The organism is Paenibacillus solani, assembly GCF_001277345.1.
Lineage (GTDB): Bacteria > Bacillota > Bacilli > Paenibacillales > Paenibacillaceae > Paenibacillus_AQ > Paenibacillus_AQ solani.
The window spans coordinates 3238399-3264934 of sequence record NZ_LIUT01000001.1 but is presented as its reverse complement, the minus strand read 5'-3'; the positions used below and the strand labels follow the sequence as shown (position 1 = coordinate 3264934).

The 26536-nt window shown below is 41.7% G+C and carries 32 protein-coding genes and 1 pseudogene; all 33 read left to right on the top strand.

Annotated elements, in window-relative coordinates; all coding sequences use genetic code 11:
- Window positions 1–33: 33 nt before the first annotated feature.
- The 33 genes and pseudogenes from AM231_RS14950 (at window position 34) to AM231_RS14820 (ending at window position 26501) form a co-directional block, all read left to right on the top strand.
- Window positions 34–1563 carry a PucR family transcriptional regulator gene (locus AM231_RS14950; protein WP_242615164.1) on the top strand — a complete coding sequence of 510 codons (1530 nt, stop codon included), beginning with the start codon at window positions 34–36 and terminating at the stop codon, window positions 1561–1563.
- 131 nt (window positions 1564–1694) lie between these two features.
- On the top strand, window positions 1695–2960 hold the full coding sequence (locus tag AM231_RS14945; protein ID WP_054403241.1) for a cytosine permease: 1266 nt from the start codon (window positions 1695–1697) through the stop codon (window positions 2958–2960).
- A complete protein-coding gene (locus AM231_RS14940; RefSeq protein ID WP_054403240.1) occupies window positions 2961–4064 on the top strand; it encodes a DUF917 domain-containing protein in 1104 nt (367 codons plus the stop codon).
- Complete coding sequence (locus AM231_RS14935; RefSeq protein ID WP_054403239.1) at window positions 4057–5607, top strand: hydantoinase/oxoprolinase N-terminal domain-containing protein; 1551 nt, start codon at window positions 4057–4059, stop codon at window positions 5605–5607. Before AM231_RS14940 ends, AM231_RS14935 begins: the two co-directional genes overlap by 8 nt.
- Window positions 5608–5771: 164 nt before the next feature.
- The gene (locus AM231_RS29990; RefSeq protein ID WP_242615163.1) at window positions 5772–6080 is read left to right on the top strand and encodes an ankyrin repeat domain-containing protein; all 309 of its coding nucleotides are present in this window, start codon (window positions 5772–5774) and stop codon (window positions 6078–6080) included.
- A 60-nt stretch (window positions 6081–6140) separates the two neighbouring features.
- Window positions 6141–6827 (top strand): hypothetical protein, encoded by a 687-nt coding sequence (locus tag AM231_RS14930; RefSeq protein ID WP_242615162.1) that lies wholly within the window; start codon window positions 6141–6143, stop codon window positions 6825–6827.
- Between the two features lie 202 nt (window positions 6828–7029).
- Entirely contained in the window at window positions 7030–7533 is a 504-nt protein-coding gene (locus AM231_RS14925; RefSeq protein ID WP_054403238.1) for a DinB family protein, read from the top strand.
- A gap of 161 nt (window positions 7534–7694) precedes the next feature.
- Entirely contained in the window at window positions 7695–8120 is a 426-nt protein-coding gene (locus AM231_RS14920) for a hypothetical protein (protein WP_054403237.1), read from the top strand.
- Window positions 8121–8165: 45 nt separating this feature from the next.
- Window positions 8166–8588, top strand: a complete 423-nt coding sequence (locus AM231_RS14915) for a VOC family protein (RefSeq protein ID WP_054403236.1) — start codon at window positions 8166–8168, stop codon at window positions 8586–8588.
- Window positions 8589–8692: 104 nt separating this feature from the next.
- Window positions 8693–8911 carry a P-loop nucleotide/nucleoside kinase family protein gene (locus AM231_RS28220; protein ID WP_082341648.1) on the top strand — a complete coding sequence of 73 codons (219 nt, stop codon included), beginning with the start codon at window positions 8693–8695 and terminating at the stop codon, window positions 8909–8911.
- Window positions 8912–9048: 137 nt separating this feature from the next.
- Window positions 9049–9135 (top strand): annotated as a pseudogene (locus AM231_RS30365) (AAA family ATPase); the annotation flags it as partial.
- A 22-nt stretch (window positions 9136–9157) separates the two neighbouring features.
- Window positions 9158–9310, top strand: coding sequence for a hypothetical protein (locus AM231_RS29985; protein WP_242615161.1), 153 nt, complete (start codon window positions 9158–9160; stop codon window positions 9308–9310).
- A gap of 164 nt (window positions 9311–9474) precedes the next feature.
- The gene (locus AM231_RS14910) at window positions 9475–9984 is read left to right on the top strand and encodes a GNAT family N-acetyltransferase (protein WP_053492323.1); all 510 of its coding nucleotides are present in this window, start codon (window positions 9475–9477) and stop codon (window positions 9982–9984) included.
- Window positions 9985–10080: 96 nt separating this feature from the next.
- Window positions 10081–10401: a hypothetical protein gene (locus AM231_RS14905; protein WP_053492324.1), complete on the top strand. Its 321-nt coding sequence runs from the start codon at window positions 10081–10083 to the stop codon at window positions 10399–10401.
- 160 nt (window positions 10402–10561) lie between these two features.
- Complete coding sequence (locus AM231_RS14900; protein WP_054403235.1) at window positions 10562–11182, top strand: hypothetical protein; 621 nt, start codon at window positions 10562–10564, stop codon at window positions 11180–11182.
- A gap of 67 nt (window positions 11183–11249) precedes the next feature.
- A complete protein-coding gene (locus AM231_RS14895) occupies window positions 11250–11825 on the top strand; it encodes a uracil-DNA glycosylase family protein (RefSeq protein WP_054403234.1) in 576 nt (191 codons plus the stop codon).
- 141 nt (window positions 11826–11966) lie between these two features.
- Window positions 11967–12455, top strand: a complete 489-nt coding sequence (locus tag AM231_RS14890) for a DUF2569 family protein (RefSeq protein WP_054403233.1) — start codon at window positions 11967–11969, stop codon at window positions 12453–12455.
- A 195-nt stretch (window positions 12456–12650) separates the two neighbouring features.
- A complete protein-coding gene (locus AM231_RS14885; protein WP_053492327.1) occupies window positions 12651–13151 on the top strand; it encodes a DUF6985 domain-containing protein in 501 nt (166 codons plus the stop codon).
- Between the two features lie 39 nt (window positions 13152–13190).
- Window positions 13191–13631: a GNAT family N-acetyltransferase gene (locus AM231_RS14880; RefSeq protein ID WP_207383574.1), complete on the top strand. Its 441-nt coding sequence runs from the start codon at window positions 13191–13193 to the stop codon at window positions 13629–13631.
- Window positions 13632–13671: 40 nt separating this feature from the next.
- Window positions 13672–13965 (top strand): RNA polymerase alpha subunit C-terminal domain-containing protein, encoded by a 294-nt coding sequence (locus AM231_RS28210; protein ID WP_082341647.1) that lies wholly within the window; start codon window positions 13672–13674, stop codon window positions 13963–13965.
- A 111-nt stretch (window positions 13966–14076) separates the two neighbouring features.
- Window positions 14077–14625, top strand: coding sequence for a GNAT family N-acetyltransferase (locus tag AM231_RS14875; RefSeq protein ID WP_053492328.1), 549 nt, complete (start codon window positions 14077–14079; stop codon window positions 14623–14625).
- Window positions 14626–14669: 44 nt separating this feature from the next.
- Window positions 14670–15398, top strand: coding sequence for a hypothetical protein (locus AM231_RS14870; RefSeq protein ID WP_054403232.1), 729 nt, complete (start codon window positions 14670–14672; stop codon window positions 15396–15398).
- 29 nt (window positions 15399–15427) lie between these two features.
- Window positions 15428–15691, top strand: coding sequence for a GNAT family N-acetyltransferase (locus AM231_RS14865; RefSeq protein ID WP_165593406.1), 264 nt, complete (start codon window positions 15428–15430; stop codon window positions 15689–15691).
- Window positions 15692–15697: 6 nt separating this feature from the next.
- Window positions 15698–16108 (top strand): DUF4259 domain-containing protein, encoded by a 411-nt coding sequence (locus AM231_RS14860; RefSeq protein ID WP_054403230.1) that lies wholly within the window; start codon window positions 15698–15700, stop codon window positions 16106–16108.
- Window positions 16105–16470 carry a DUF4180 domain-containing protein gene (locus AM231_RS14855; protein ID WP_054403229.1) on the top strand — a complete coding sequence of 122 codons (366 nt, stop codon included), beginning with the start codon at window positions 16105–16107 and terminating at the stop codon, window positions 16468–16470. Before AM231_RS14860 ends, AM231_RS14855 begins: the two co-directional genes overlap by 4 nt.
- A gap of 222 nt (window positions 16471–16692) precedes the next feature.
- Entirely contained in the window at window positions 16693–17223 is a 531-nt protein-coding gene (locus tag AM231_RS14850; protein ID WP_054403228.1) for a GrpB family protein, read from the top strand.
- A 29-nt stretch (window positions 17224–17252) separates the two neighbouring features.
- Window positions 17253–18260, top strand: a complete 1008-nt coding sequence (locus AM231_RS14845) for a phosphotransferase family protein (protein WP_054403227.1) — start codon at window positions 17253–17255, stop codon at window positions 18258–18260.
- 419 nt (window positions 18261–18679) lie between these two features.
- On the top strand, window positions 18680–19144 hold the full coding sequence (locus tag AM231_RS30360) for a metallophosphoesterase (RefSeq protein WP_341271613.1): 465 nt from the start codon (window positions 18680–18682) through the stop codon (window positions 19142–19144).
- 60 nt (window positions 19145–19204) lie between these two features.
- Window positions 19205–19639 carry a metallophosphoesterase family protein gene (locus AM231_RS30355; RefSeq protein ID WP_341271612.1) on the top strand — a complete coding sequence of 145 codons (435 nt, stop codon included), beginning with the start codon at window positions 19205–19207 and terminating at the stop codon, window positions 19637–19639.
- Between the two features lie 115 nt (window positions 19640–19754).
- On the top strand, window positions 19755–21422 hold the full coding sequence (locus AM231_RS14835) for a DUF4091 domain-containing protein (RefSeq protein WP_242615160.1): 1668 nt from the start codon (window positions 19755–19757) through the stop codon (window positions 21420–21422).
- A gap of 136 nt (window positions 21423–21558) precedes the next feature.
- Window positions 21559–23322: a sensor histidine kinase gene (locus AM231_RS14830; protein ID WP_054403226.1), complete on the top strand. Its 1764-nt coding sequence runs from the start codon at window positions 21559–21561 to the stop codon at window positions 23320–23322.
- The gene (locus AM231_RS14825; RefSeq protein WP_054403225.1) at window positions 23300–24646 is read left to right on the top strand and encodes a response regulator transcription factor; all 1347 of its coding nucleotides are present in this window, start codon (window positions 23300–23302) and stop codon (window positions 24644–24646) included. Before AM231_RS14830 ends, AM231_RS14825 begins: the two co-directional genes overlap by 23 nt.
- 124 nt (window positions 24647–24770) lie before the next feature.
- Window positions 24771–26501: an extracellular solute-binding protein gene (locus AM231_RS14820; protein WP_054403224.1), complete on the top strand. Its 1731-nt coding sequence runs from the start codon at window positions 24771–24773 to the stop codon at window positions 26499–26501.
- Window positions 26502–26536: the final 35 nt, after the last annotated feature.

The window sequence follows — 26536 nt, the reverse complement described above, 5'->3', positions numbered from 1 at the left end:
TTACTGCAGCTGCCTTCATTTAGAGGAGCTCAAGTGGTCACTGGAACAAGCAGGCTTCATCAGACCGTCTCCTCTTTATCTGTTTTAGAGGTGGCGGATGTCAATTTCTTCTCGCAAATTATTCAAACCGTACAAGAAGAATGGTATGCCGAAGAGCTGGTCATTAGCTCTTTTTATTCCATTAAGGACAGCGTGGAGCAGCAATGCCAAACGGTTCAATATTTGCATGACCTTGGTGAAGTGGGGTTGATTTTATACTATGTTGGCATTGTAATGCCAGACATAGCCGATGAAGTGCTTGAGCTGGCCGAATCGCTGAATTTTATTATCATTTGCATGCCGAGAAACGATTACTCTCTTAGGTATAATGAAGTCATTTATGAAGTCATGGAGGCGATCGTAAGCAACCAGAATGTGAATGAGCATTTCGTGAATGAATCGCTGGAAAAGGTATCGCTGCTGCCGGAACATTTACGGAGCGTGGAAATTACCCTTAAACTGCTGTCTGACCGGATGAAAGCGAACATCGTTCTGACAAACAGCAACCTCGATATCATCAATCGTGTCATGTGGCCGCGCAACTCCACGCTTGATGTGGCGGATTTGATCCAGTCCATGGCACCTTCCATTTTGAACGGCAGAATGGGAGAAGGAGAGCTGGATGCGTCCTGCTTCGTTGAATACAAACGTGTCCATCAAAAAAACGGGGAAGCGCTGTATCTGTTCCTCATTAAAGAGAATACCAAGCTGCCTCCGAAGACGATGGATCAAATCAGCGAGGTGGTGCAGGTGGCCATCAATTTATGGGGAGACAAGCATAACGAGGTCAGCGAATACGCTTTGGTTAAAGCCATCGTGAACGATGAAAGCGAAAAAATGCGCAGATTGGCCAATCTGCTTCATATCGACGTATCCGCCATCCAAATGATGTGGCTCGTGTACATCCAGGATTTGTCTGAGGAAAAAAGGGTCAGAGAAGATTTAAAAGCGCATCTCTCCCAATATTATAAAACCGCGGTCATACAAACGATAGATTATTGCATTGTTGTCTTACTGGGGAATTGCTCCTATAAATACAACGAGTATGAAATCGCAGCCGAGTATATGGAAATGACGGGTCTCGTCGCTGAAATTTCAAGCATCGTATATTCTCCGAGAATGCGGAACACGCAGGACGTAAGGCGGATGTACCAGCTCGTCAACAGCGTGGAAAAAGAGGTTCACCGTATCTATCATCACCGCAAGCTATATACCGCGGCTGAAGTTCGTTCCATGAAACGGGCCATAGACCTTAGTAAACAAGGGGAAGAGATCACGGAAGAATGTCTGTCCGTCATAGAGCCATTGATGGACGATCCGGATACTTTGGAAACGCTGATGACCTTTCTTCTGGATGCGAAGGGAAATATGGATGACTGCAGCAAGCTCTTGTTCGTCCACAAAAACACGGTGAAATATCGCATTAAAAAAATTAGCGAGCTCATCGGATACGATGTCACCGTCAACTCGGAGTCGTACGATGTTTATACCGCCTGCATGGTCTACCGCCTGATCCATAATTAAAAAAATCCTGATGTTTGTCGATTCAGACAAAAACATCGGGATTTTTTTTGTTTTCTGAAAAAGACGCAGCTCTGCTTCATCTTTTACAATAAGAAAAAACAATTCGAACGAACAAGCTGAGGAGGGATCATATGAAAACCGTTAAAGAAAATCAATCCTGGTTCAGTCTCGGAATCATCTGGGCTGGCGCGGTCATTAGCATCCCGAGTTTGTTGGTAGGGAATGCGCTTGTTGCAGGCATGGGATTATCTGAGGCATTGCTCGTCACTTTGGCAGGCTACGCCATCATTGTTGTGCTCATGATTTTGCAGGGGATTCAAAGCACGGATTTAGGAAAGCCGACCGTTCAGGTCGCAGGTCAGGTGTTCGGCAAAACAGGGTCCCGGACGATTCTGTCGATTATTCTCGCTATTGCGTGTCTTGGATGGTTCGGGATCCAGGCGAATGTGTGCGGCGCGGCTTTGGCAAACCTGCTAGCCGAGATCGGCATACACCTTCCGGTGCCGCTGGCATCTCTCATCTGTGGTCTCGTGATGGTGGTTTCGGCCATGTATGGCGTTAAAGTACTGCGGGTGATCAGTTATATTGCCGTTCCTTTATTGATCGGAATCAGTGTGTACGGTTTGATCGAAGCTTTGACTGGGGACTCTCTGCAGATCATCAAAAATTATAAGCCTGCGGCCGCTATGAACTTTACCGATGGTCTGGCGGTAACCTTGGGCTCATTTGCACTGGGTGCGGTCATCGCGGGAGACTATTCGCAATTTTCGAGAAAACGGTCCGATGTGCTGAAAGCCGCTCTTTTTGGAATAATTCCGGCAGGTCTGCTGATGATCGGTGCAGGAGCTGTCCTGACGATTGCTTACCAAGCCAGCGATATCACAGCAACCTTTTTGAGCATCATGACACCGTTTATTGGCGGTGTGATTTTGATCCTGGCTACCTGGAAGACGAATCTTGTGAATGTGATTTCAGGCGGTTTTGCCTTAATTAACGTGTTCAACGTTTCGAAGGAGAAAGAAAAGTGGGCTGTCGGCATTGCCGGAACCATTGGGACCGTATTGGCTGTCGTCGGCATACTTAACTATTTTACGCCGATCATGTCCATCCTGTCGGCCATGATTCCACCGGTGGCAGGCGTGATGATCGCTTCGTACTGGGTGCTTGGCAAAGGGGATAAGAGACGCTGGCAAGAGGTTGAGGGCGTGAACATCCTGGGCGTCGTCTCCTGGCTTGTGGGCGCGGTCATTGCCTGCACTCCTGTCGTGTTGTCCTTCTTCCCGAGCTTGCCGCAGGTACCGAATCAGCCGTTAACCGGGATCGTCATTTCTTTTGTCGTATATTATATCGGCTATCGTTTATCGGCTCAGAAGACTGTTATATTGGAGGAATCGTAAATGAGATATTTAGATCAAGCAGCTGTTGAACATATTGCCGTCGGTGCAGCATTTCTGGGAACCGGCGGAGGGGGAGACCCTTATATCGGAAAATTGATGGCACTCTCGGCCATTAAGAAGTTTGGACCTGTCAAACTATATTCTGTCGACGAAATTGGGGATGAGGACTTTTTCATTCCAGCTGCGATGATGGGAGCACCTTCTGTATTAGTGGAGAAATTCCCTCGCGGAGACGAATTCGTAAAGGTTTTTCAAAAGTTAGCGAATTACTTAGGAAAAGACAAGATCGCCGGCACGTTTCCGATGGAAGCGGGGGGCGTCAATTCCATGATTCCCATCGTCGTTGCGGCGCAGCTGGGATTGCCTCTGATCGACTGCGACGGTATGGGACGGGCGTTCCCGGAACTTCAGATGGTGACGTTTAACCTGGATGGCATTCCTGCGACACCGATGGCGATTACGGATGAGAAAGGGAACATCGGCATCTTTGAGACCATTGACAACAAATGGACGGAACGGCTCGCCAGGGTGGCTACGGTCGAAATGGGCGCCAGTGCTTTAGTCAGCCTGTATCCGGCAACGGGTGCACAAATTAAGAGAAGCGGCGTTCATCATATTGTGACCCTCTCCCAGCAGATTGGAGAAATCATTACCTCGAAGAACCGGGATGCCAAGGATAAGCTTCAGGAACTGCTGAAACTGGTGTCCGGCTATGAACTGTTTCAAGGTAAAATCGTGGATGTCATCCGTGAAACCAAGGGCGGATTTAATCTTGGCCGCATGCATCTTGAAGGTATCGAGGTGTTTAAAGCCGGGGAGATGAAGGTTCACTTTCAAAATGAAAACCTGGTTGCTGAGCTGAACGGTCAAGTGGCGGCGATGACCCCGGATTTGATCTGTCTGGTCGATTACGAAACCTTGTTACCTGTGACCACGGAAAGTCTGAAATACGGAAAACGCGTCCGGGTGATCGGGCTGCCCGCTCATGAAAAGTGGAGAACGGAAAAAGGAATCCAGACGGCAGGGCCAAAGTACTTTGGATATGATTACGATTATGTTCCCATTGAGGAACTGGTGAAAAAGGCGGTGACCGAGAATGTTTAGAATTGGGATCGATGTAGGCGGCACCAACACGGATGCCATCATTTTGGACGAGGATCATCAGCTGATCCATGCGGTGAAATCACCGACAAGCCTGGATATTCGCACAGGGATTGAAACCTCGCTCCGGCAGCTGCTGCAGGGGGCGAATATTGATAAAAATCAAATTACACATGCGATGTTAGGCACAACACAATGCACGAATGCCATTGTAGAACGCAAAAAGCTGGCTCAAGTCGGCGTCATTCGTCTGGGTTACCCGGCAACGGCTTCCGTTACGCCGTACACCTCCTGGCCTGAGGATATGATTCAGAAACTGTCGGGTAAATATGCTCTCGTACAGGGCGGATACGAATACGATGGCCAACTGCTTGGAGAAGTCGATGAAGCCGAAATTACAGCTCTTCTGGAGGAGTGGCGCGGGAGTATTGAATCCATCGCGGTCATCGGCGTATTTTCATCCCTTAAAAATGACCAGGAGTTCCAAGTTCGCGATCTCATCCATCAAATATACGGACCGGAATTTCCTGTTTCCTGTTCTTCATTGATTGGTTCGGTCGGTTTAATCGAACGAGAAAATGCGACCATCCTCAACGCGGCTTTGTGCAAGGTTATTGAAACGACAACCGAGGGGTTTGTGCAGGCGTTAGAAGAAGAAGGTATCTCGGATGCAGCAGTGTTTTTATGCCAAAATGATGGTACCTTAATGTCGATTGATTATGCTAAACAGTTTCCGATATTGACCATTGCATGCGGGCCGACAAACAGTATTCGCGGTGCTTCTTATTTGGCGAAGATCAAAGATACGATGGTTCTCGACGTGGGCGGCACGACATCGGACATCGGTGTGTTGCAGGACGGCTTTCCGAGGGAATCTTCGGTTGCAGTTGAGGTTGGTGATATCCGCACGAATTTCCGCATGCCGGATATTATCTCCGTGGGACTGGGCGGCGGAAGCATCGTGCTCTCGGAGAACGGTAAAATTACGGTTGGCCCGGACAGCGTAGGGTACAGGATCCGAGAAGAGGCGCTAGTTTTTGGCGGCAATACGCTCACGACAACGGACATTGCCGTTCGACTGGGTCTTGCGGATGTCGGGGATCAAAGCCTGGTGGCGCATCTGGATGAAAGCTTCGCTAAACAGGTGCAGGCCGAGATTGCATCCATCGTTGAGCAGGCCATTGATAAAATGAAGACATCTTCAGGCGATGTTGAGCTTGTGTTGGTAGGCGGAGGCAGTGTCGTGATCCCGGACACCATTCGCGGGGTATCCCATATGATTAAGCCTGAGAACGGGGGCGTGGCTAACGCCATTGGGGCGTGTATTGCCCAAATCAGCGGACAATATGAGCAAATTTACATCTATTCTACAGAACCCCGTGAGGAATCATTAAAAGATGCTCGCGAAAAAGCCGTGAAGCAGGCGGTACTGGCCGGCGCTGATCCGGCGACGGTTGAGCTGGTGGAAGTGGAAGAAACTCCGCTGGCTTATCATCCGGGAAATGCGACAAGACTGAGAGTGAAAGTCGTAGGAAACATGAAGTAAATGAGAGGCTTCACACGAGTTCAAGCTTGTGTGGGGCTTTTTTTATTATCGGTGGGGCCCGAAGAACCTTGTAAGAAACAACAAAAATTAATAAGATGGTAAAATATAGAGTTTATATGGTGATGGGAAATTTATTAACTCTGACGTAAGGAGAGAAAGTACATATGGGCAAGAAAAGAAAAACCTTACCGAAAAATTTTGATGAGCTCATTGAAGCAGGAGACCTATCTGCATTAAAAGAGGTGTTTACCCAATGCGAATTGGATGCCCGCGGCGGTTACAGTAAATCAACAGCTTTGAGCTTTTACCAAGTACCTGATGAATTGGTTCACTGGCTCGTAGAACAGGGTGCTGATGTAAATGCAAGAGACAATTACGGCGCAACGCCTCTGCACAAACATGCAATGAGCTGGTGTGGGAATACGGAGTTGCTGTTTGATTTGGGTGCAGATATAGAAGCCGTTGATTATTAAAACGAGACACCTTTATTTGCTGCAGCAGGTTCATTTAAACCAAAAGCGGTTCACGCGTTGGTGACTAGAGGCGCAAATATCAGCGCAAAAAATAAAATGAGACAGACTCCATTAGAAAAAGCTTTGGCAATGTGCAGAAACGCTGATATTGTCAATATGGCGGAAGTTGCCGATATCATGCTTAGCGCTGGCACCGCTGTAACGCCGGAAATGAAAGATTCTATTAAGCGAATCGGAGATGACTTTGAGTTTCACAGAGAAGGTTTTAATAAAGAATATTTGAAGCAAACCGATGAAGCACTTTTACGTTTATATGAGCTATTTGATGTTCACCCGGTAGAGAAGCGAAAGACGCATGATGGCGCTTCTTCAATAACAGTATCAGCAAAGGGATGGCAGGCGCAGCATCAAGAACTCTGGACTTTACTAATCCCTTCAAAAGGTCATGCCAAAACTGTACAGGGTGAGGTTATCCGAATTACCGGTAAAGTGTCATACGAAATTTTAGATAATGGCGGTATCAACTGGGATAATCAATATCGTAAAATGCTCAAAAGTTTGATACATCACTTAAGCTTGGGTACACCATTAAGTCCTGCTTCACTTCAGGAGGCAGCAGCATTAGCCAAAGAACTTCACAACGGAAATGGTAATGATGAACCTTCGAGACTGTGCGAACTGGCAGTACATTCGGTACTCAGCAATCCTAATCCGATTACTTTGGAACAGCCTGACTATAAGCGGTAACATATGTTCGACTTATCAACGAATACAAATACAATAAGCTTTTTTTACGCAACTACATTCCCTTTTTCTACGCACTTTCCAGCTAAGAAAAGGGGATATTTTTTAATTCGAGGCAGTAAGAATGTAATGAACGAAGTGAAATGTATACGTACTGGAATGTTTTGGGGAATATCCACGATAAATTAATGAAAGGGAGTTTTCCATGAAACTTCAAGAAATTAATCGAAAATTAAAAGAAACAAGAGATGAATTACTAGGAATTATTAATGGATTAAGTGGAGACCAATTAAACAAACGAAAAGACCCACAAAGTTGGAGTATTAGCCAGGTGTGTCAACACTTAATTAAGACAGAAGAATTATATGTCGTAGCAATAAAGAAAGGATTAAAGAGCAAGGAAGATTCATTCATAGAGAATAAATCATTAGGATTTTTACTAGATAGAAGTAAAAAATTGGAAGCGCCAGACATTGCTAAACCAACTGATGAGAACTTAGAATATCAAGAAATCATTGAGAAACTAAACAACTCAAGAGAGAAGTTATACGGAATTTTAAACACAGTAGAAGACCCATCAATTCTGAGTAGAAGACATTTTATACACCCCGTTTTTAAAGAGATGTTATTAATTGAATGGGTTAGATCACTGTACTTGCATGAACAAAGACATATTAAACAAATTAATGAAATAAAGGATGAATTTTAAGAATGGCTCTTTGTTATATTCGAAGAAGGCCGATACATCATATAACAGGGTATAAAGCATCTAATCTGACGGTAATTTGTTCGGCTCGAGATTTACGAGGAAGTTGATCAGGCGAGCAACTCTGCGAACATAACCCTAGGCGGAATTGAAGGTGAACCTGAATGTCAGACATTAGTTCGGTAATTAAAATGATTGATAATGCAGCAATTCAACAGGATTATAAAGAGATAGAAAAACTAATTAAAATATTGGACATAAGCGATCAACATGAATTACATAGCTTATTGAATGAAAAAACAATTGAAGTAATTACTGAACATAAGGACAAAATCAATATTGCTTCTAGTGTAAAGGAGCATATCGTTTGGTTTCATTTTTATAAATTATCTTGGTCTGATGAGATGCTTGATCAACTAATTAATATTTATAAAGAAGAACATTATCTTGCTTTAGAAAGCAGAGTAATTAGTGCAATGAAATCAGATGAAATAGATGTTAGTCAGATAGAGAAATTAGAATGTGTATTTAGTTCATTGGAGTTTAAAAAGCAAATTGAAAACTGGAAGAAGAGAAATAGTTTAGCTTAGTATTCTTGAATTAGAAACTCAATTATAAAGAGTCGGAGGTAATTTATGAAGCCGAGAATTACTGTAATAACTTTGGGTGTAGATGATTTAGAAAGGGCATTGAAGTTTTATCGAGATGGACTTGGTTTTCCGACGGAAGGCATCGTTGGTACAGAATTTGAACATGGTGCTGTTGCGTTCTTCGATTTACAGGAAGGATTAAGTATGGCGATTTGGAAACGTAGAGATATTGCGTTTGATACTAAACTTAATCAAACCGTGACTAGTCCTACTGAATTCACGATTGGTCATAATGTGGGAAGCAAAGAAGAAGTTGATTCAGTAATGGAACAAGCTAAGAAAGCTGGCGCGACAATCACAGTATCGGCCCACAGCACATTTTGGGGTGGCTATTCGGGTTATTTTCAAGATCCAGATGGACATTTGTGGGAAGTAGTATGGAATCCTCAATGGGATAATAAAGAATAATCTTCTATGCTTCATATAATTTTTACGAAGGGGAATTTGGATGATAAAAATCTTGAAAAAGACGATTTTATCTATCAAGCAAATTTTTCCGTGCCATTAGTTGGATGTGTGGTGTGGCTGGATCAGGAAAAACAACATTTGCTCAACGGCTAGAGAGGTTAGGCTTCGTACGACTCTCCATTGATGAAGAAATATGGACTACAAATGGTCGTTATGGAATTGATTATCCTATTGAAATATATGAGCAACTTAAAGTTGAAGCCGAGTTGAAATTGCGAAATGAACTAGGGCGTGTATGCAAACCTAAGCGAGCCAGACCATAATTGATGCCAGCGTTAAAAAAGCCTTGAATGAGCTTGCNCGTATTTCATATCGTCTCATCATACTTATTAATTACCCAAATTATAGGGTCACAGTTTGCATACAGGCCCTAGTAAATCTTTTGAACGAAAAGCGCAATGTGGTTGTTGATTTCAGTTTTTGGCAGCGGACGAGACGAAATGAATATAAGAAGCTTATTGAAGATGGAGGAGGAGAGTGGAGACTGATTCATTTGAAAGTTCCTCCGAATGATTTACGTAAACGACTTCGCATTCGGAGCCAGCGATTTGATGCAAATGCTGCATTTTACAATAACAGAAGAAATATTATCTTCATTCCTAGAAGGTTTTGAAGTTCCTTCAGATGAAGGTGAAATCATCGTAGAAGTAAAAGAACAATAATCGGATGAGGCGTTTCAGTAAACAGAGAAGTGAAGTCAGCCGGACACCTTCGCAACGATTAACCGCACCGCAGCTGGCTTCAGGTTGAGCCTTAAGTCGGTGGGACATCTTGAATATAAAATCGTTTGATGATAGATGCAATTCAAAAATGAAGGGATGAGACTATGAGTGATGCGATAACTATTCATGAGATAGATTTAATCGAGTCTATAATGCTTGAAAAATTAACTGAATTATTGATCAGTGTAGTAGATGATGGTGCCTCAGTTGGTTTTTTATCGCCTCTTAGTAAAGAGGAAGCAACTCAATACTGGAAAGATGTTTTACAACCAGGGGTAACACTTTGGATTGCGCAAAATAATGGGCTCGTTGTAGGAACGGTGCAGTTACAATTGGCGATGAAGCCAAATGCCTCTCACAGGGCAGAGGTAGCTAAGTTAATGGTGCACCCTGGCTATAGAAGAAAAGGAATTGCATATTTACTTATGAAGCATCTTGAACATAATGCATTAGTCAAAGGGATATCTTTACTTGTTTTAGATACAAGAGCTGGAGATTCTTCTAATAAACTCTACAAATCAATGGACTATATAGAAGTTGGTCGAATGCCGAGGTATTCGAGATCTTCAACCGGGGATCTAGATGACACGGTAATCTATTACAAAGAGATTTAGCCTAAGGATTAAATGATGATAAAAACATAAGCCTCTAAAGTTCGAAGATATAACAAGGATAAATCTAATTACTTGATCACAAAGAGAGGTAGAAAAATGGGGGAAGATCCAATTTCAAGACCAAGGCTTTTAAGTTGGCAGTTCGATGATGAAGTTGAAACTGATAATCTAGATGAATGGAATTGGATAGAAATCACGATGCATTTCACGGATGGTTCGAAAAGATGGAGTGTTTTATATACACCAGAAAGACTGTTAAATAACTTGTCCAGACCAAACATAGATCCACCTGGTTTACATATGCAACAGCTTATAGTAGTTAGAAGCTATGTAGTAAGTGATATTGACAGAGTATTAATGGTTTTCGATGAAGAAGATAAATTGATAGAGGCATCAAGAGCATATCCCGAGTTATAAAAATTAGCCACCAACACAACCTAACATAATGTTCACGCATCGGGCATATGCCTTCGATTATTAACCATACATAAATAGGGATGGTGTCATAACATTAATCTGAAGGGAGTGCGGCAAGCAGTTACAAAAGGGCTTTCAATTCAGGAAGTAGGTTGTGTTTATGAGACATGTACTTTATAAAAAGTCTATTACGTATGTTTCGAAAGTAATTTTAAAGAAATTCATCTATTATTTTTTTGCGATGATTCCTACTATTTTACTTTTGTGTGTACTGGTATATTTATTTCCATACACTGGACTTGAGAGAATAGTTGCATTACCAGCTATATTTATCATAAATTCTACGATTATTTTTATTGTAATGGCTAAATCAAATTCATTAAAGAAACCTATAAGGATAATCACATGGATGTTAGCCATATTTCTAACAATGTTTCTTTCAATTGCAATGTATCCTCAAGAACATAATCCCCATGTGTTCAAACAAATAGGTAATAGTATTTCTACAATAAAGGAATATGATCGTATCTCAGAAATGGAACTAGATCTTAGTAGAGCTCACAAGAATAATATAATAGATAATCAAAGTGTAGAAGATCGGTATGTAGTCGCACTTTATAAATTTAAGGACCAGATCCCTCTAGACGGAACATATCATTTATATCAACGAGAGAGTACATATTTTTTCGATACTACAATTACAAGTATAGATGTAATCTCAAATAAATTAATTGGACATCATAAAGTAATATGGTGGTATTTAGATGCTTTTAATTATTGAGAAGTTCAGAGATTCAATAGTGAATTCAGTGTAGGTAACACAAAGATAGAGAGTAAGGAGCAGAATAATGAATTTCAATGAAGTAAAAGAAAAAATACTGCTATGTCAAGACTGCAAAGATAAGTTTGGATTTACACCTGTTCCAATTATTCATGGAAATCAATATTCTAAAATTATGCAGATCAGTCAGGCTCCTTCAAACAATGTCCACATAACAAAAAGACCTTTTAATGATCCAAGTGGAGCCAAGCTAAAATACAAATGGTATCAAATATCCGACGAAGTCTTTTACAATGAAGATAACTTTTACATCACGGCCCTATCGCATTGTTTTCCTGGTAAGAACACTAAAGGAGGAGATAACCCACCCCCTTTAGCTAGTGCAAAAAAATGGTTAAAACAAGAACTAGATTTGGTGCAAAATAAACTATATATAATAATTGGAGCGAAAGCTGCGAAATTTTTATATCCCGATAGAGATTTTGTTGAACTGGTTTTTTCAAGTAATTCTATTAACGATAAGCCAGCCATAGTATTACCTCATCCTTCTCCACTGAATATAAAGTGGTTTAAGGATCATCCGAATTTTGAAGAAAAAAGATTGCCAGAAGTAAGAGAATTAATCAGTAATGTGCTCAAATAGAATTTATGATTAAAAAATGTCTGTTTATTACTTAACATCATATTCACGCGTCAGGCGTGAGCTCGCGGTGTGGCAGAAAAAGTTATAGGTATGAATTGGAATTTCTGTAACAAAATGGTGACACGGGGGTGATATTAGGAAGTGGAAAATGAAATAGTACTAAATGAAGAAAAGGTATATCGGAAAATCGGTGGGGGCTTGTTTGTAGTACCGGTATTATTTTTGCTTTTACCGATCTATTTTTTGGCACAGTTCAAAAGAGATATCTTACCGAATGTTAAAGCACTTGGATTATATCTTCAAATGAATCCTGCTATGATTCTTGTTGCAATATTTGAAGTTGTCTCCATAATTACTCTATTTTATTTGTTGATATCAAGTATCATTTTCTTTTTTAAGAAGAAGGTTGAATTCCAGAAGGTAATGGTTAGTTTATTGGGGTTTTATAGTCTGTTTCTTATAGTGGATTACTTCTTGTGTAATTTATTTGCTAACTATGCTACCCCAGAAATCGCTGAAACATTTAATGCACCGTATCGAAAAGTTATATATAGAAGCTTAATTATCAGTGCAATTCTCATTCCATATCTGCTCGTGTCAAAGAGAGTCAAAGGAACATTTATAAAATGATTTTGAAAATACTCTTGGTCAAGATAGTAACTGCGCATAACAACGTTTTCACCTTTGGCTCGTCTGGCGCCACTCCTCGGTTTGACGGAGGAATAAGCTCAGGCCAGACAACCCTGCCACCACCTAATGGCAGTCACGACTGGTCACGGGGATATGCTTTTTAAACGAAGATACAATTATTTAGGAGGAACAGCTGTGATTGAAAGGTTTCATTTAAAAAATGTTGGAATAGAAGATGCTTTAGATGAAAACAGTATATCTGGTTTTGGGTTGCTTCCTTTATTTCAATGTATTGTAGAATATCACTTTAGTACTAAAGACATGAGTTTGGAGGAAGCAGAGTTATATATTCATAATATATTGAATCAATTGCCGGTTGAAACCATTAATGAAATATGCAAGAAAGCATGTGAATGGAAAAGCATTAAAATGACTAGTGATACGGTCGATTACCCTAGTGGATTGGCCGAAGCTTACGGTAGGGACATTTTGGGATTCATGTCCGTAGGGGAAGTTAATCTTTATCGAAATCCTTTCGATAGAAATGATAATACATTTGGTGCAATTCTGAGTGGAGGCACAGAATGGGACTCTGAAAATGGGATGGAAATTATCATTCGGGGCAGTAAAGTTCTAGAGGTGCGTGAATATTTAGGTTATGGTGAATTTGCAATATGGGAGAAGAAATCAGTTTGAATCCCCAAAATACTATTTGTTTGAGAGGGCAGATGAATTGTGAATATTAACTACCGGTGCGCTGAAATACAAGATGAAGAGGAATTGTTTGTTTTAGCGAAGAAACTGGCGACAAGTTATACCCTTAATAAGGTTGATTTTTCAAGGATTTATGCAGAAATCTTGAGTGATGAAAATGCTGACTTAGTAATAGCAGAAAAGGATTCAAGAGTAATAGGGTATGCATTGTCATTTCACCACTCAACTTTTTATGCAAATGGTGTGATAAGTTGGGTGGAAGAGTTGATAGTTCTACATGAATTTAGAGGAATGAAGATAGGAAAGAATTTGATGGATTTAATTGAAGAGAAAGCTCAAGAACGTGGTTCAAAACTTATTGCACTCGCTACAAGAAGAGCTAGTGGATTTTACAAGTCCATTGGTTATGATGAGTCTGCAGTTTATTTGAAAAAGACAATGAAGGCAAATTATAAATCATAGTAAGGTGACTCCTAATTTAAAAAGAAGGTGACTGATTAAAATGGCAACTTCAAATAAAGAATTAAGAACTTGCAGCTTAGGTCACAAATTTTATAAAAGCAGTGATTGTCCGACCTGCCCGATCTGTGAGCAAGAAAGCAAACCCGATAACGGATTTCTTTCACTTCTCTCGGCACCAGCAAGACGAGCATTGGAACACAATGGGATAACCACTTTGCAAACCCTCTCGAAATATAGTGAAAAGGAGATTTTGCAATTCCACGGTATGGGCCCTGCATCTTTACCTAAACTAAGGACGGCTTTGGAGGAAATAGGGTTAACATTCAAAAACTAATTGTCAAACGATTATAAATACTTGCTAGATAAAATACATTATTATGATACATACGGGATCCCCATAATTGTGGGCTACAAATAAATACTAATTAGGTACACGGAGGAAAATATGTTATACGGAAAACGAGTAACATTAAGGCCTGTTGTCGAGGAAGATTGGGAACTGCGATATGAATGGCTGTCCGATCCTGTAGTTAACCAAACGTTACCCTCAGGAAGTGGAATGCCTTTAACACCTGAAGTGGTCAGAGAACGTACACGGAGGTACGCGCAAGCAGATCAATCGGCTGTCTATTTTACTATAATAAATGAGGACGGCATTCCGATTGGCAGTACCCAGTTGTTTAAAATCCACCCTTGGTCCAAGCACGTTGAATTTGGTATTTGGATTGGGGACAAAAAGGTATGGGGAAAAGGTTATGCTACAGAGGTGACAGGTGTTGTACTGGATTTTGCGTTTAAGCGTTTAAACCTTCATAAAGTGTATTTGACGGTGGATGCTGATAATCCTGGTGCTATCCGAACTTATGAAAAGGCTGGTTTCAACAAGGATGGCATACTAAGAGATGAAGTCTATAAAAATGGTCAATATGTCGATCGTATAATGATGAGTATTTTGAAACATGAATTTATGAAGCAACCTAGTTGTTCCAAATAGCAAATGGTGTATGATACATAAAACTATATTAATGAGGGGTCATCTTGAGGAAACTAGCATACATTCTATTGGCAACTTGTCTGTTGTTATCTATTTCTGCTTGTAAAAATGTTAGTAATTCAAATCCCAATCCAAATTCAAATTCAAATCCTGTAGTTACTGATACAGAAGGTATCCCCGAAAAAACGAATGATATTTATTCCTTGATCCCTTCCGGATGGAAAATATTGAATAAAGAAGAGAAACAAGTATTATTTGAGGGAGATTTAAATAAGGACGAATTTAATGATGTTGCAGCTGTAATAGAGGAAATTAAGTCCCAAACGGATGAGGCTCCACAAAGAGCACTCTTAATTGCATTCGGAGATAAAGACAATAACTACAGGCTTTCCATTATAGCTGACCGTGTCATACTGAAGGCAGACGAAGGGGGAGTCTGGGGAGATCCATTTGATTCGATATCCATCGATCGTGGATCATTGGTTGTTAGTCATTACGGTGGAAGTAACTGGAGATGGTTTAATACCTATCGATTTAGATATCAAGTTAATGATTGGTATTTAATTGGAGCAACGACAGGCGAATACTTTACTGGTAGCGCAACTGAGGAAGAAGCCAATGAACAAGATTATAACCTTTTAACCGGGGATTATATTATTAAAGAGACCGATGAAAGTGGCAAGCAAAAAACAACTCATGGAAATAGAGGTAAGAAAGAGCTCATAAAACTAAAAGATTTTAATCCCGAAAATATAAATTTACATGAACAATAATTGAAAGTGGTAAAGAACTTGAAGAAGCTGTGATTGGAAGATTCTTAATTGGCGAAACGCAAAATCAGGGAAGAGGAATTGGAAGAAAGGCATTGAAAGAAATTGTAGAGATTGGATTTAAACAGTTTGGATTAAAGGCAATAAATTTAAACGTATTTGATATTAATGAATCGGCGATAAGATGTTATGAAAGTATTGGTTTTAAGAAGATGAATCATATGGAGAATGTGTATCAAGATAAAACTGGACGTCAATGGAATAATATTGAGATGAGGTTAGTGAAGGAAGGATGAGGAGATATGGGAGCTTGGGGTTATGGAATACTTGAAAATGATACTGTTTTAGATTGGGTAGAGGAACTTTTAGAAACACAGGATTTAAGTTTAATTACTGAAGCAATTGAAATGGTGCTTGATGATCGTGAAATAGAATCATTTACTGCAGAAACTGCACTAGGAGCAATAGAGATACTTGCCGCCTTGCAAGATAGACCAGGTAATGAAGAATATGATGAAGAGCTTGAAAATTGGATTAACCGCCATAAAGGCCAAGGTAAAGAACTATTAGTGCCATCTCAAAAAGCGTTAGGGAAAATCTTAGATGAATCCGAATTAAAAGAATTATGGGAGGAATCTGAAAATTTTGAGAAATGGGTAAAGGTTATCAAAGAACTAGAAGGAAGATTGATACCAACCGGAGGACAACTATGAATATAAGAAAAATTGAACAGAATGGAATAGAGATTGCCATTGTTACTAGTAATGAAGTGCTTATTACCGATGTCCAGTCTGCCTTGGATTTAATGGCAACTGTTAGTTATGAAGTAGGCTGCAATCGAATCGTGTTAGACAAATCAGCAATATGTGAAGATTTTTTCGACTTAAAAACGCCTCTTGCTGGAGAAATCCTTCAAAAGTTCATTAATTATCAAACAAAAATTGCGATAATTGGTGATTTCTCAAGTTATACAAGTAAAAGCCTGAAGGATTTTATATATGAAAGCAATAAGGGAAACGATATATTTTTCTTGTCCAATGAGGACGAGGCTAGTGAAAAATTAAGCAGGGTTTAAGTTCATGCGACAACCTTGAACTGGCTAAGCCTGTCGTACAAGCGCTAGTGTGCTAAAGACGGTGAATGGAGAAATTACAAATCAGCTTCTAGTGTATCCAGGTGATAGTGACCCTGTTTTAGATAAGAGTTATCTAAGGCAGGGTCATTTGGTGAATACAAATACTTGATCAGGAAAAGTTGTAACAGGGTAACAAATTCAAGAAAGTTGGAGTTGAAGAGAATGGAAGAAGTCATTGTAGATGAATACAATCCAAATTGGAGCCGTGAGTTTGAAGAGGAAAAGATAAAAATAATTAATGCCTTAAGTGATCTTCAAGTAGTTATCGAACATATAGGGAGTACTTCGATTCCGGGGCTGGGTTCGAAGCCAATAATTGACAGTATGGCCGGAGTTTCCAGTCTAGAATTAATTGACGAAACTTATATAAGAAACTTATATGACATCGGTTATGAGTATGTCAACAAACCAGAATTTCCTGAGCGGTTATTTTTTAGAAGAGGACAGTGGAGAGCAGGAACGCATCATCTACATGTGTATAAATATCAGGGGAAGAATTGGAACGATAACATATTATTTAGAGATTTTTTAAAGAAAAATCCTGAAATAAAGAATGAGTATTATACTCTTAAAAAGAAACTCGCAGAACAATATAAACATGATAGAGTGGGATATACGGATGGTAAGGCTGATTTTATTAAGGGAATAATTAATAGGGCATATACAAGAGACATTATAGGTAATCAGCAATAACAAAGATTCTGATAGTTAGGAGTTAGCTAATGACCACTAAAATATTTTTCTCTGCAAATGGAATTGGAGCAATAACGAATCTGCAAGTACAGGCGGTACTAGATCGTTTTAATTTAGGCAGCCTTATAGGGGTTCGAGAAACTTCTCATGGTGTAGGCAAGCAAACGATCTTTGTTAGTTCGGATCTAGGAGAATATGTGCTAAAAGGAAACCCTTTATATGAAGGGCAATTTCTTGAGGAAAAATTTAATGTGGAAAGCTTAAACAAGTTAACAAGCCTACCCGTTGCTACCCCATACATAGTAGATGAACGCCATGATATATTTGGTTGGAACTACGCCATTATGCCGAAACTTCCTGGAAAGCACATCAACGATCAAAACTTAACAAACAAAATTAACAAAGAAGAAGAGAAGCAAATTGCTAAACTGTTAGCAAACACTTTATGTGAGTTACATCAGTGGAAGGTTGAACACTTTGGTGAATTTGATCCAACGACCCAATGTATTAGACCGTTCAATGGCACCTATAAAACTTGGCTTTATGATCGGATAAAATATTGGTTGGAAGATGCAAAGAAGTATTCCGTAATTACTTGTAAAGATATTGAATGGGTAGAGAAATTATTATGGATGAGTGAAGAAGCGTTTAATGCTCTAAGTTCGCCCACATTTGTAATGGGTGATTTTAAGGCAGACAATGTACTGGTTCAGCGATCAGCTGAGGACTGGATATTAAGTGGAATCTTTGATTTTACAACAGGGTATTTTGGCGATAGCGTAGCTGATCTGCCTAGAATAGTTACCATGTACATAGATGAAGAGGAAGAAGAACTTGCCAGGCTTTTTATCAGAGAGTATTTCAATCATTGTGAACACAAAGAAAACTTCATTGCAAGATATAAAGTTCATATGCTTCATCAAAGGGTGATGGATTGGGGATGTGCCAAGGCAACCGGTGATGTAACTTGGGATGAGAGTTTATCCTTTACGGAGTGGGCAGAAAAATATACGGAGTTTGAGTTCCTTGTAAAGTAGGATGTCGTGGACGAAGAAAGAAAAAATTATCTTCACAACGGGGTATTAATAGCATAGTTGCATATTTCAAGCGTTACAAGCTAGAAGGGTTAAACAAAAACAAAAAACTGTGATATTTAGTGGATTGACAATCAAAGACTCCAAATATAAACTAGCCTAACAACAACAGAAAACCACACGAAAACACACAACCAAATATAAAATCATATTACCCAACACAATACCGGTTTTCTCCATGGTATATTTGAATGCGCTTTCAATTTTACCAGTATTTGTGTTGCTTCGATGGCTCCATCGTTGATTTAATGACGAGCATCGACATCTATAAATCAGCGATAAAATTTAGTGTTTGGGATTGTGCTGCCATTTTAGTTAGCTCAGGGGATTGGAAAGATTCTGTGAAAGAGGTGTGTATAACATTGGAAAAAAAGCTGAAATTTCGCGATGACGGAACATTTGTCATTGTACAGTTTTCGGATATGGAGTTTATTGACGATGAGGATCACGACCCGGAGACGCCACTTCTTGATTCGATAACGAAGGCGACCATGGAGAGGATTATTTCGCTTGAGCAGCCGGATCTTGTTGTTTTTGCTGGTGATTTGACGGCAAGTGCAAGAAGTAAAGATCCGCTTCAGTCATTACGCAGTGCGATCGCTGTCGCGGAAGAAAAGCGTGTGCCCTGGGCGGCGGTGTTCGGCAACCATGATTCGGAAGGACGAATATCTCGCAAAAGAATGCATGAGGAGCAGCTGCTTCATCCCTATTGCGTTGCAAAAGAAGATCCTCTGGGAATGAGCGGAGCGGGAAATTATGTGCTGACGGTAGAAGATTTGTCTGGGAAACCGGCGGCTGCATTGTTTTTCCTTGATAGCGGCGATTAATCCCCCCTGGAAGGGGTTGGAGGCTATGACTGGATTCGCCGTGATCAGATCGAGTGGTATGTGTCCGAATCCGGGAAGTTGGCCGAGCAAAATAGCGGAACACCTCTGCCTGCACTGGCATTTTTCCATATTCCTCTGCCCGAGTATGCAGAAGTGTGGAACACGAAAGTGTGCGAAGGCCACTGCTATGAAGGGATTAGTTCGCCGCGGATAAACTCTGGCTTTTTTGCTGCTATGCTGGAAATGGGTGATGTCATGGGCACGTTCGTTGGTCATGATCATGCGAATGATTACTGCGGCACACTGCACGGCATACGTCTGTGTTATGGTCGTTCAACGCGTTATGTTAGTTACGAAGACGGCATACGTAAGGATAAATTCCCGACAGGCGCAAGAGTCATTCGGTTAAAGGCAGGGGAGCGACAATTCGAGACTTGGATCCGTCAAAACGATGGACGAATTGCAGAATTGCCGGTGCATTCGCCTGATATTTGAAGAACGGATGGGCCCCTGGCTGGCTCGACTCGGCGTCATGGGTTACGCTGGACTGGTGGATGGAGACACACCTAATGAATATTAGTTTATTATTCGTATTATGGAGGAGATTTAATTGCAGACAAAACCATTGGCAGATCCATTGGAAACGAGAATCGTCAGTTCATTGATAAAAGTGTTTGCGGACGATGAATTAGAGGCACCACCTCAAGCTTCAGGTTCCTGTTTGCGTGGAGAAACCTATTCATTTCAGGTGGCTTATCGCGCTCAAGTTCATATGAGATCGCTTCAGGTCCATGTGGAGTCAGAGCTTCAGGCGTATATCTCGCTTCGTACGGTGGAACTGGCCCCTGCAGAGTTTATCAACTATCATGATGCCGACGAGTTCGTACTGCGAACGACGCCGGGATTATATCCCGATCCACTCGTTCCACTGAATAATGAAAGAGGACTGACCGGCTATCCGCATCAATGGCGGTCCATATGGGTTTCCGTGGATATTCCCGTTGATGCTGAGGCAGGTGCTTTTGATATATCGGTGAAGATCACTGACAGTCAAGGGAAATCATTGGCTCTGGAAACATTTAAGCTGGAAGTGATCGCTGCCGCCCTGCCGGAACAGACGCTGATCCATACGGAGTGGTTTCATGTGGATTGCTTGTCGACACACTACGGGGTGGATGTGTTTAGTGAGCCGCACTGGGAACGGATTGAACAGTACATACGAACAGCTGTCAACCACGGAATGAATATGATTTTGACACCGTTGTTTACGCCGCCTCTCGATACGGAAATTGGAGGGGAGCGTCCGACGGTTCAGCTTGTGGATGTAGAGTTGTCAACCGGAAACTATCATTTTTCATTTGACCGGTTGGAACGCTGGGTAGATTTATGCAATCGTTGCGGTGTGAAATATGTGGAGTTCTCACATTTGTTTACGCAATGGGGGGCGAAGCATGCTCCAAAGATTATGGCGACCGTAGACGGACAATTCAAGCAGCTTTTTGGATGGAATACCGATTCACGGGACCCGGAATATACCGCATTCATCACCTCGTTTTTGCATGAGTTAATCCGGTTTATCGATGACCATGAACTTCGGGAGCGAGTGTTTTTCCATCTGTCTGATGAACCAGGCCTCGGGGATCTAGACACTTATCGCGCAGCCAGTGAGCTTGTTAAGCCTATCCTGAAGGATTTTCCTATGATTGATGCGCTATCGGATTACGATTTTTATCGAAGCGGGTTAATCGAACATCCGATCCCGGCCAGCAACGATATCCAGCCGTTTCTAGACCACGGAGTCGAGGGGTTATGGACTTATTATTGTTGTGCACAGTATAAGAAAGTGTCTAACCGCTTCTTCCATATGCCTTCCGCGCGTAATCGTGCGCTGGGTATCCAGCTGTATAAACTGAATTTAAAAGGCTTTTTACACTGGGGATATAACTTTTGGTATTCACAGTTTTCCAAATACCCCATTAACCCGTTCCAGGTTACGGATGCAGGAGGGGGATTTCCGGCAGGTGATCCGTTCCTGGTGTATCCAGGTGAAGAAGGACCGATTGAATCGATCCGTCTGGAAGTGCTAACCGAAGCGCTCCAGGACTTGCGCGCCCTTGAGCTGTTGGAGACAAAGCTGGGCCGTGAAGGAGTCATTGCCCTATTGGAAGAAGATCTCCAGGAAGAGATATCGTTAACCGTTTATCCACATAGCTCGGAGTGGTATATTCGCAAACGCGAACAAATCAATGCTGTGATTAATAATAACTCTAACGGCTAACCTGGAAGACAGCTCTAACTGGAGCAAGCCAAAAAGCACGATGATTTTGCAGGGGAAATCCGGGCAGGTCACGTGCTTTTTATTTTTCCTTGGGTTTTGAAATAGAGAGGAAGAGCTAGCAATTAGGGGGGAAAACATGAAGCTTCGAGATACTGGGAAGGTAAAATGGTTTGTCTATCAGAAAGTCGTTATTGTGTTTATCGTCATGCTGATCCCACTGATCTCGGTAAATATTTGGGTGAATTATAAAGGGATGTCCTTTACCAAAAACGCAATCCTGGATTCTTCTCTGGCAGGGGCATCTTTCTATTCCAAACAATTGGATAAAGAGATTTATTTCATTCGCAATCAGCAATTGCAATTTCAAGAAGATAAGAATATCCAGAAATTAAGCTTTCGGGGCGGCAGTCTTGAGGGATTCGATCAGATAGAAATGATTGATAACGCTTATTATCTGTTGAATCAAATGATCGACTCCAGTGATTATGTTGTCAATGCTGGTGTATACGTTAAGTCTCTGAAAAAAACAATCTCAGGTAAAACAGGGATTACGGCCACACCTAATGAGGAATTCGAAGCCATTGCCTCATTGCTTAATACAAAGGAAAAGCCCTCCTTCTACAGGGATGGAAATTCAATTTATCTTATTGAAACCGGGGGGAACGGGGAACTGTGGTCGTACATCGAAATCTCTAGGGATAAGCTATTGGAGGCATTGAATCAGATCTCAAGCTTATATCAGGGCTCAGAGGTTTTACTCGGGAGCAGTGATCTGGGAAATGTACTTTCGACTTCGGAGGACCGCATCGTTTCTTCGGCAGTTCTTAAGCTAATCTCAGAACAGGACCCGAATTATTCGGACATTCCCGAGATCAATAAGATAAACGGCAAAAGTTACTTTATTGCCCATAACTTCATCAGTTCTCTAAATCTTTCTTTGATTATGTACGTGAACCAGAACGAAATCATACGTCCTTTAAGCCAGTTTAACACCCTTCTCTATATCTCGTTTTTTATCGCCATTGCAGTGATGATTCTTTATTCTTATTCGCTTAATTTAATGATTCACAGACCTCTGTCCAAGCTAGTCAGGACCTTCCGCACGGTAGAGACAGATAATCTTGATCTGGTGGCTGAGCCAAAGAGAAGAGACGAATTCTCTTACATATTCCAAAGCTTTAATCGGATGGTCTCCAGGCTAAAGCATTCGATTGAAGAAAATTATGAACAGAAAATAGCGCTTCAGCATTCGGAATTAAAGCAGCTGCAATCGCAGATCAATCCGCATTTTCTGTATAACAGCTTCTTTAATATTTATATGATGTGCAAAGTGGGGGATGCAGACAGTGCAGCCGAGCTTTCACAGAAGCTGGGAAACTATTATCAGTACATTACGAGAAGCGGCTCAGATGAAGTTCCGCTATTTAAAGAATATCAACATGCGCTGGATTATTGCGAGATTCAGTGTATACGCTTCTCCAACCGGATTTCATATGAATATGAGGAAGTTTCGGATTCGATGAACACGGTATTAGTACCGAGATTGATTATTCAACCGATCGTGGAGAATGTATTTGAACATGCATTTGAGGATGGTACCCAGCGTGGGGTTGTCTATATCGGCGCCGAATGCGGGCAAGACACGATTAGAATCACGGTAGAAGACAATGGCACTCTTTTAACAGATGAGGATATAGAGGCGCTGCAGAGAAACCTTGCCATGGGTTTGAAGCATGTTGAGAAGACAGGTCTAATCAATGTAAATAACAGACTCCAATTAAAATATGGGTCAGGCAGTGGCTTATTCGTATCCCGAAGTCAATACGGAGGGTTAAAGGCAGTACTCATCATAAAATACAGGGGCGAGGATGATAACCATGTACAGAATACTGATCGTTGATGACGAGCCTGTGATTGTGAATGGTTTGGTGCAGCTGTTCCAGGAACAAACCGATTTGGAACTGGATATACGGAAAGCTTATTCCTCCATGGAGGCGCTTGAAATCGCCAGAAAAACCAAATTGGATATAATGATCAGCGATATTCGCATGCCTCAGAAGAACGGGCTTCAGCTTGTGGACGAAATCGTCTACTATTGGCCGTCGTGCCGGGTGATTTTCCTAACGGGATACAGTGAGTTTGATTATGTGTATGAGGCGATCCGTAAAAATGTGGACAATTACATACTGAAAACAGAGGGGATTGAGCCGATATTTAAGGCCGTTAAAGAGGCAGCCCGCAAGCTGGAAGAAGAGAATCTTCGAAGACTTCAGCTGGAAAGGGCGCAGCTGCATCTGGATATCGCGAATTCCTTCTTGAAAGAAGAGCTGATGAAGAGGGTGATTGGTGGAGAGTCCATTATTTCACTCTTGGAAGATGAACGCTATCGGGGTATTGATTTCGGTATCGCGCTGGACCGTACCTCGTTCTTTGTTGTAGGCGTTGCAGACCGCCGGGTTGATGAGCACAAATTCAAGCTTCCCCAGTCTGTTCAGCGCATTTTTCGTAACCACCTACCGGTGTCTATTTCTTGTGAGGAAGTGAGTTACGATGATCGAATATTCGTCTGGCTGCTTCAACCTGATATGGGCTTGCTAAATCGCTTTCGGGGAACTTATGAAGATACGGAAGAGATCCATTGGCAAGGTATAGTCGCTTATATGAGAGGGATCCTGGAGCTTGTGCAAAACGAGTGCGGGGAGTTGCTCGGAGTTAACATATCATTTGGCATTTCGGGTGATTTGCTTCACCAATGGGAATCCATCCATCTTCAATTCGAAGGTATACATTCCATGATCGTTAAGCGGACTTTATTGGGACAGCATATGCTGATCCTGGAGCTTGAGAAATTGAGCCGACTTGAAGATACGCTGCATAAAGCCGGGGGGATTGAACAGGCAGATTTTAAGACCATTCTTATTGAACAAATTCATCAGTACATAGAGGATAATTTGGCCGGAGACGTGTCGCTTACTGCCATTGCCGAAGAGGTTCATCTAAATCCGTCCTATCTGTCAAGGTACTATAAACAAGTTACCGGTCAAAACTTGCTAGAGTATATCCAATCTACGAAACTGCATGTGGCGATTCAACTGATGGAGAAAACAAGCTTGAAACTAAACGAAATTGCTGCCCGGGTCGGGTTCGAATCACCATCGTATTTTACAACCTTTTTTAAACGCAAGATGGGACAATCTCCTCAAGAATATCGGAATTCTAAATGAGTAAATAAAGTGAAAGTAATGTAAAAAAAACAAAATTTAAAGCGCATTCTTATCGAACTAGAATTAAAGCCAGGTACACCGAATTGGCCTTGAATTACAGCTCATAGAAGGGGAGAGCGTTTAGATGCGTAAAATCAGACCGTGGAAAATGATGCTGGCAGTAACCATGATTATGTCATTATTATCTGCCTGTGGAGGTCCGGCAAAGGAAGCCGGCGCCCCATCCGCACCGAAGGGAAACACCGAAAACAATTCGGCTGCAGGAGAAACAGCGCCAGATCCGCTAGGGAAGTACCCGGAAACCGTTGTTGTCACAGAAGTACTTGGATATAACCCGCCGGAGGATCCAAGAACACCGAGCGGTATTACGCCGGATCAGAATGCTTATCTGAGAGATCTCAAAGAGATGATGAACATTGAGGTGAAATACAAATGGACGGTGCCTTCAGCCCAGTATGAACAAAAATTTTCACTGGCGATGGCATCCGGAGATTTGCCTGATGTGATAGAGGTCGATCAGAAAAACTATGAAAAGCTTAAAAAGCAAGGCATGCTGGCTGATTTGACGGAAGCATACGCAATTTATGCATCTCCAGATCTCAAGAGTTACATGGAATCTGACGGCGGATTCGCCATGAAAAGGTTTAGCGAGGATGGTAAGCAGTTGGGAATACCTGCATTTGAAGACCCGTTCCTGTCCACGCAAATTCTATGGATTCGCCAGGATTGGCTGAAGAATTTGGGGTTAGAAGCACCGAAGACCATGGATGAGCTTGAGAAAGTTGCACTGGCGTTTACAAATAATGACCCCGATCAGAACGGTAAGAATGACACTTACGGCCTAGCCCTGCAAAAGAATTTATTCTTCTGGGGATTTGATGTGAGAGGTTTCTTCAATGGCTTCGGAGCGTACCCATCTGTCGGCGATAATCAATCTGCCTGGATCAAAGGCAGTGACGGCAAGCTCATCCCGGGATTAATCCAGCCAGAAGTGAAGACAGGGCTTGGGAAGCTGCAGCAATGGTATAAAGACGGAATCATCGATAAGGAGTTCGCCCTTAAAGATGAGAATAAAGCGGTTGAGGACCTGATTTCAGGTAAGGTGGGCATTTCTTACGGAGAATGGTGGTATCCGAACTGGCCGCTTAACTCTAGCGTTGATAAGGATCCGAAAGCCGACTGGATCGCCATTCAGCTTCCGGGGGTGGATGGACCGGCAAAATCGCTCGTTCCAAAAATCCGCAGCAACAAAATCTTCGTTGTAAACAAAAAAGCGAAGAATCCGGAAGCTGCCGTCAAGATGCTTAATTTCTACATCGAAGTCGGTAAAAAGGAATTTAAGGACAAAAACCGAGCTGAGGAAGGTTATGTATACAACTGGTTTAACCCAAGGATCGCTAACCCGGTTGATATTGATACCATTTACATGGAAGTAAACAAAGCGCTTGATGCTAACCAAACTGAAATCGATATAAATGATGCCAACTACAAGACCGTTGCAGACACGTTTAAAGCTACACAGGACTATCTGGCGAATGACACATCCAACGCTACCAAAGGCATTAACTGGGGTCTTTACTACAGCCGTGCTGCAAAAGACGGCGGCTGGGGATTAACGAAGAAAATCAAAGAAACCGACCAGTTTGTGTATAACGAATACTATGGTCTTCCGACACCAACCATCGTTGAAAAAGGCGGCCAGTTAGACAAGTTGATGCAGGAGTCTTTCACCAAGATTATCATGGGTGCTTCATTAGATGAATTTGATAAGTTCGTGGATAGCTGGAATGCGCTCGGCGGAAAACAAATTATCGATGAGGTAAATGAATGGTACAACACTGAAGCTGAGAAATAATTCATAGGAACAGTTAAGTGGGCGAGGTGAGTCGA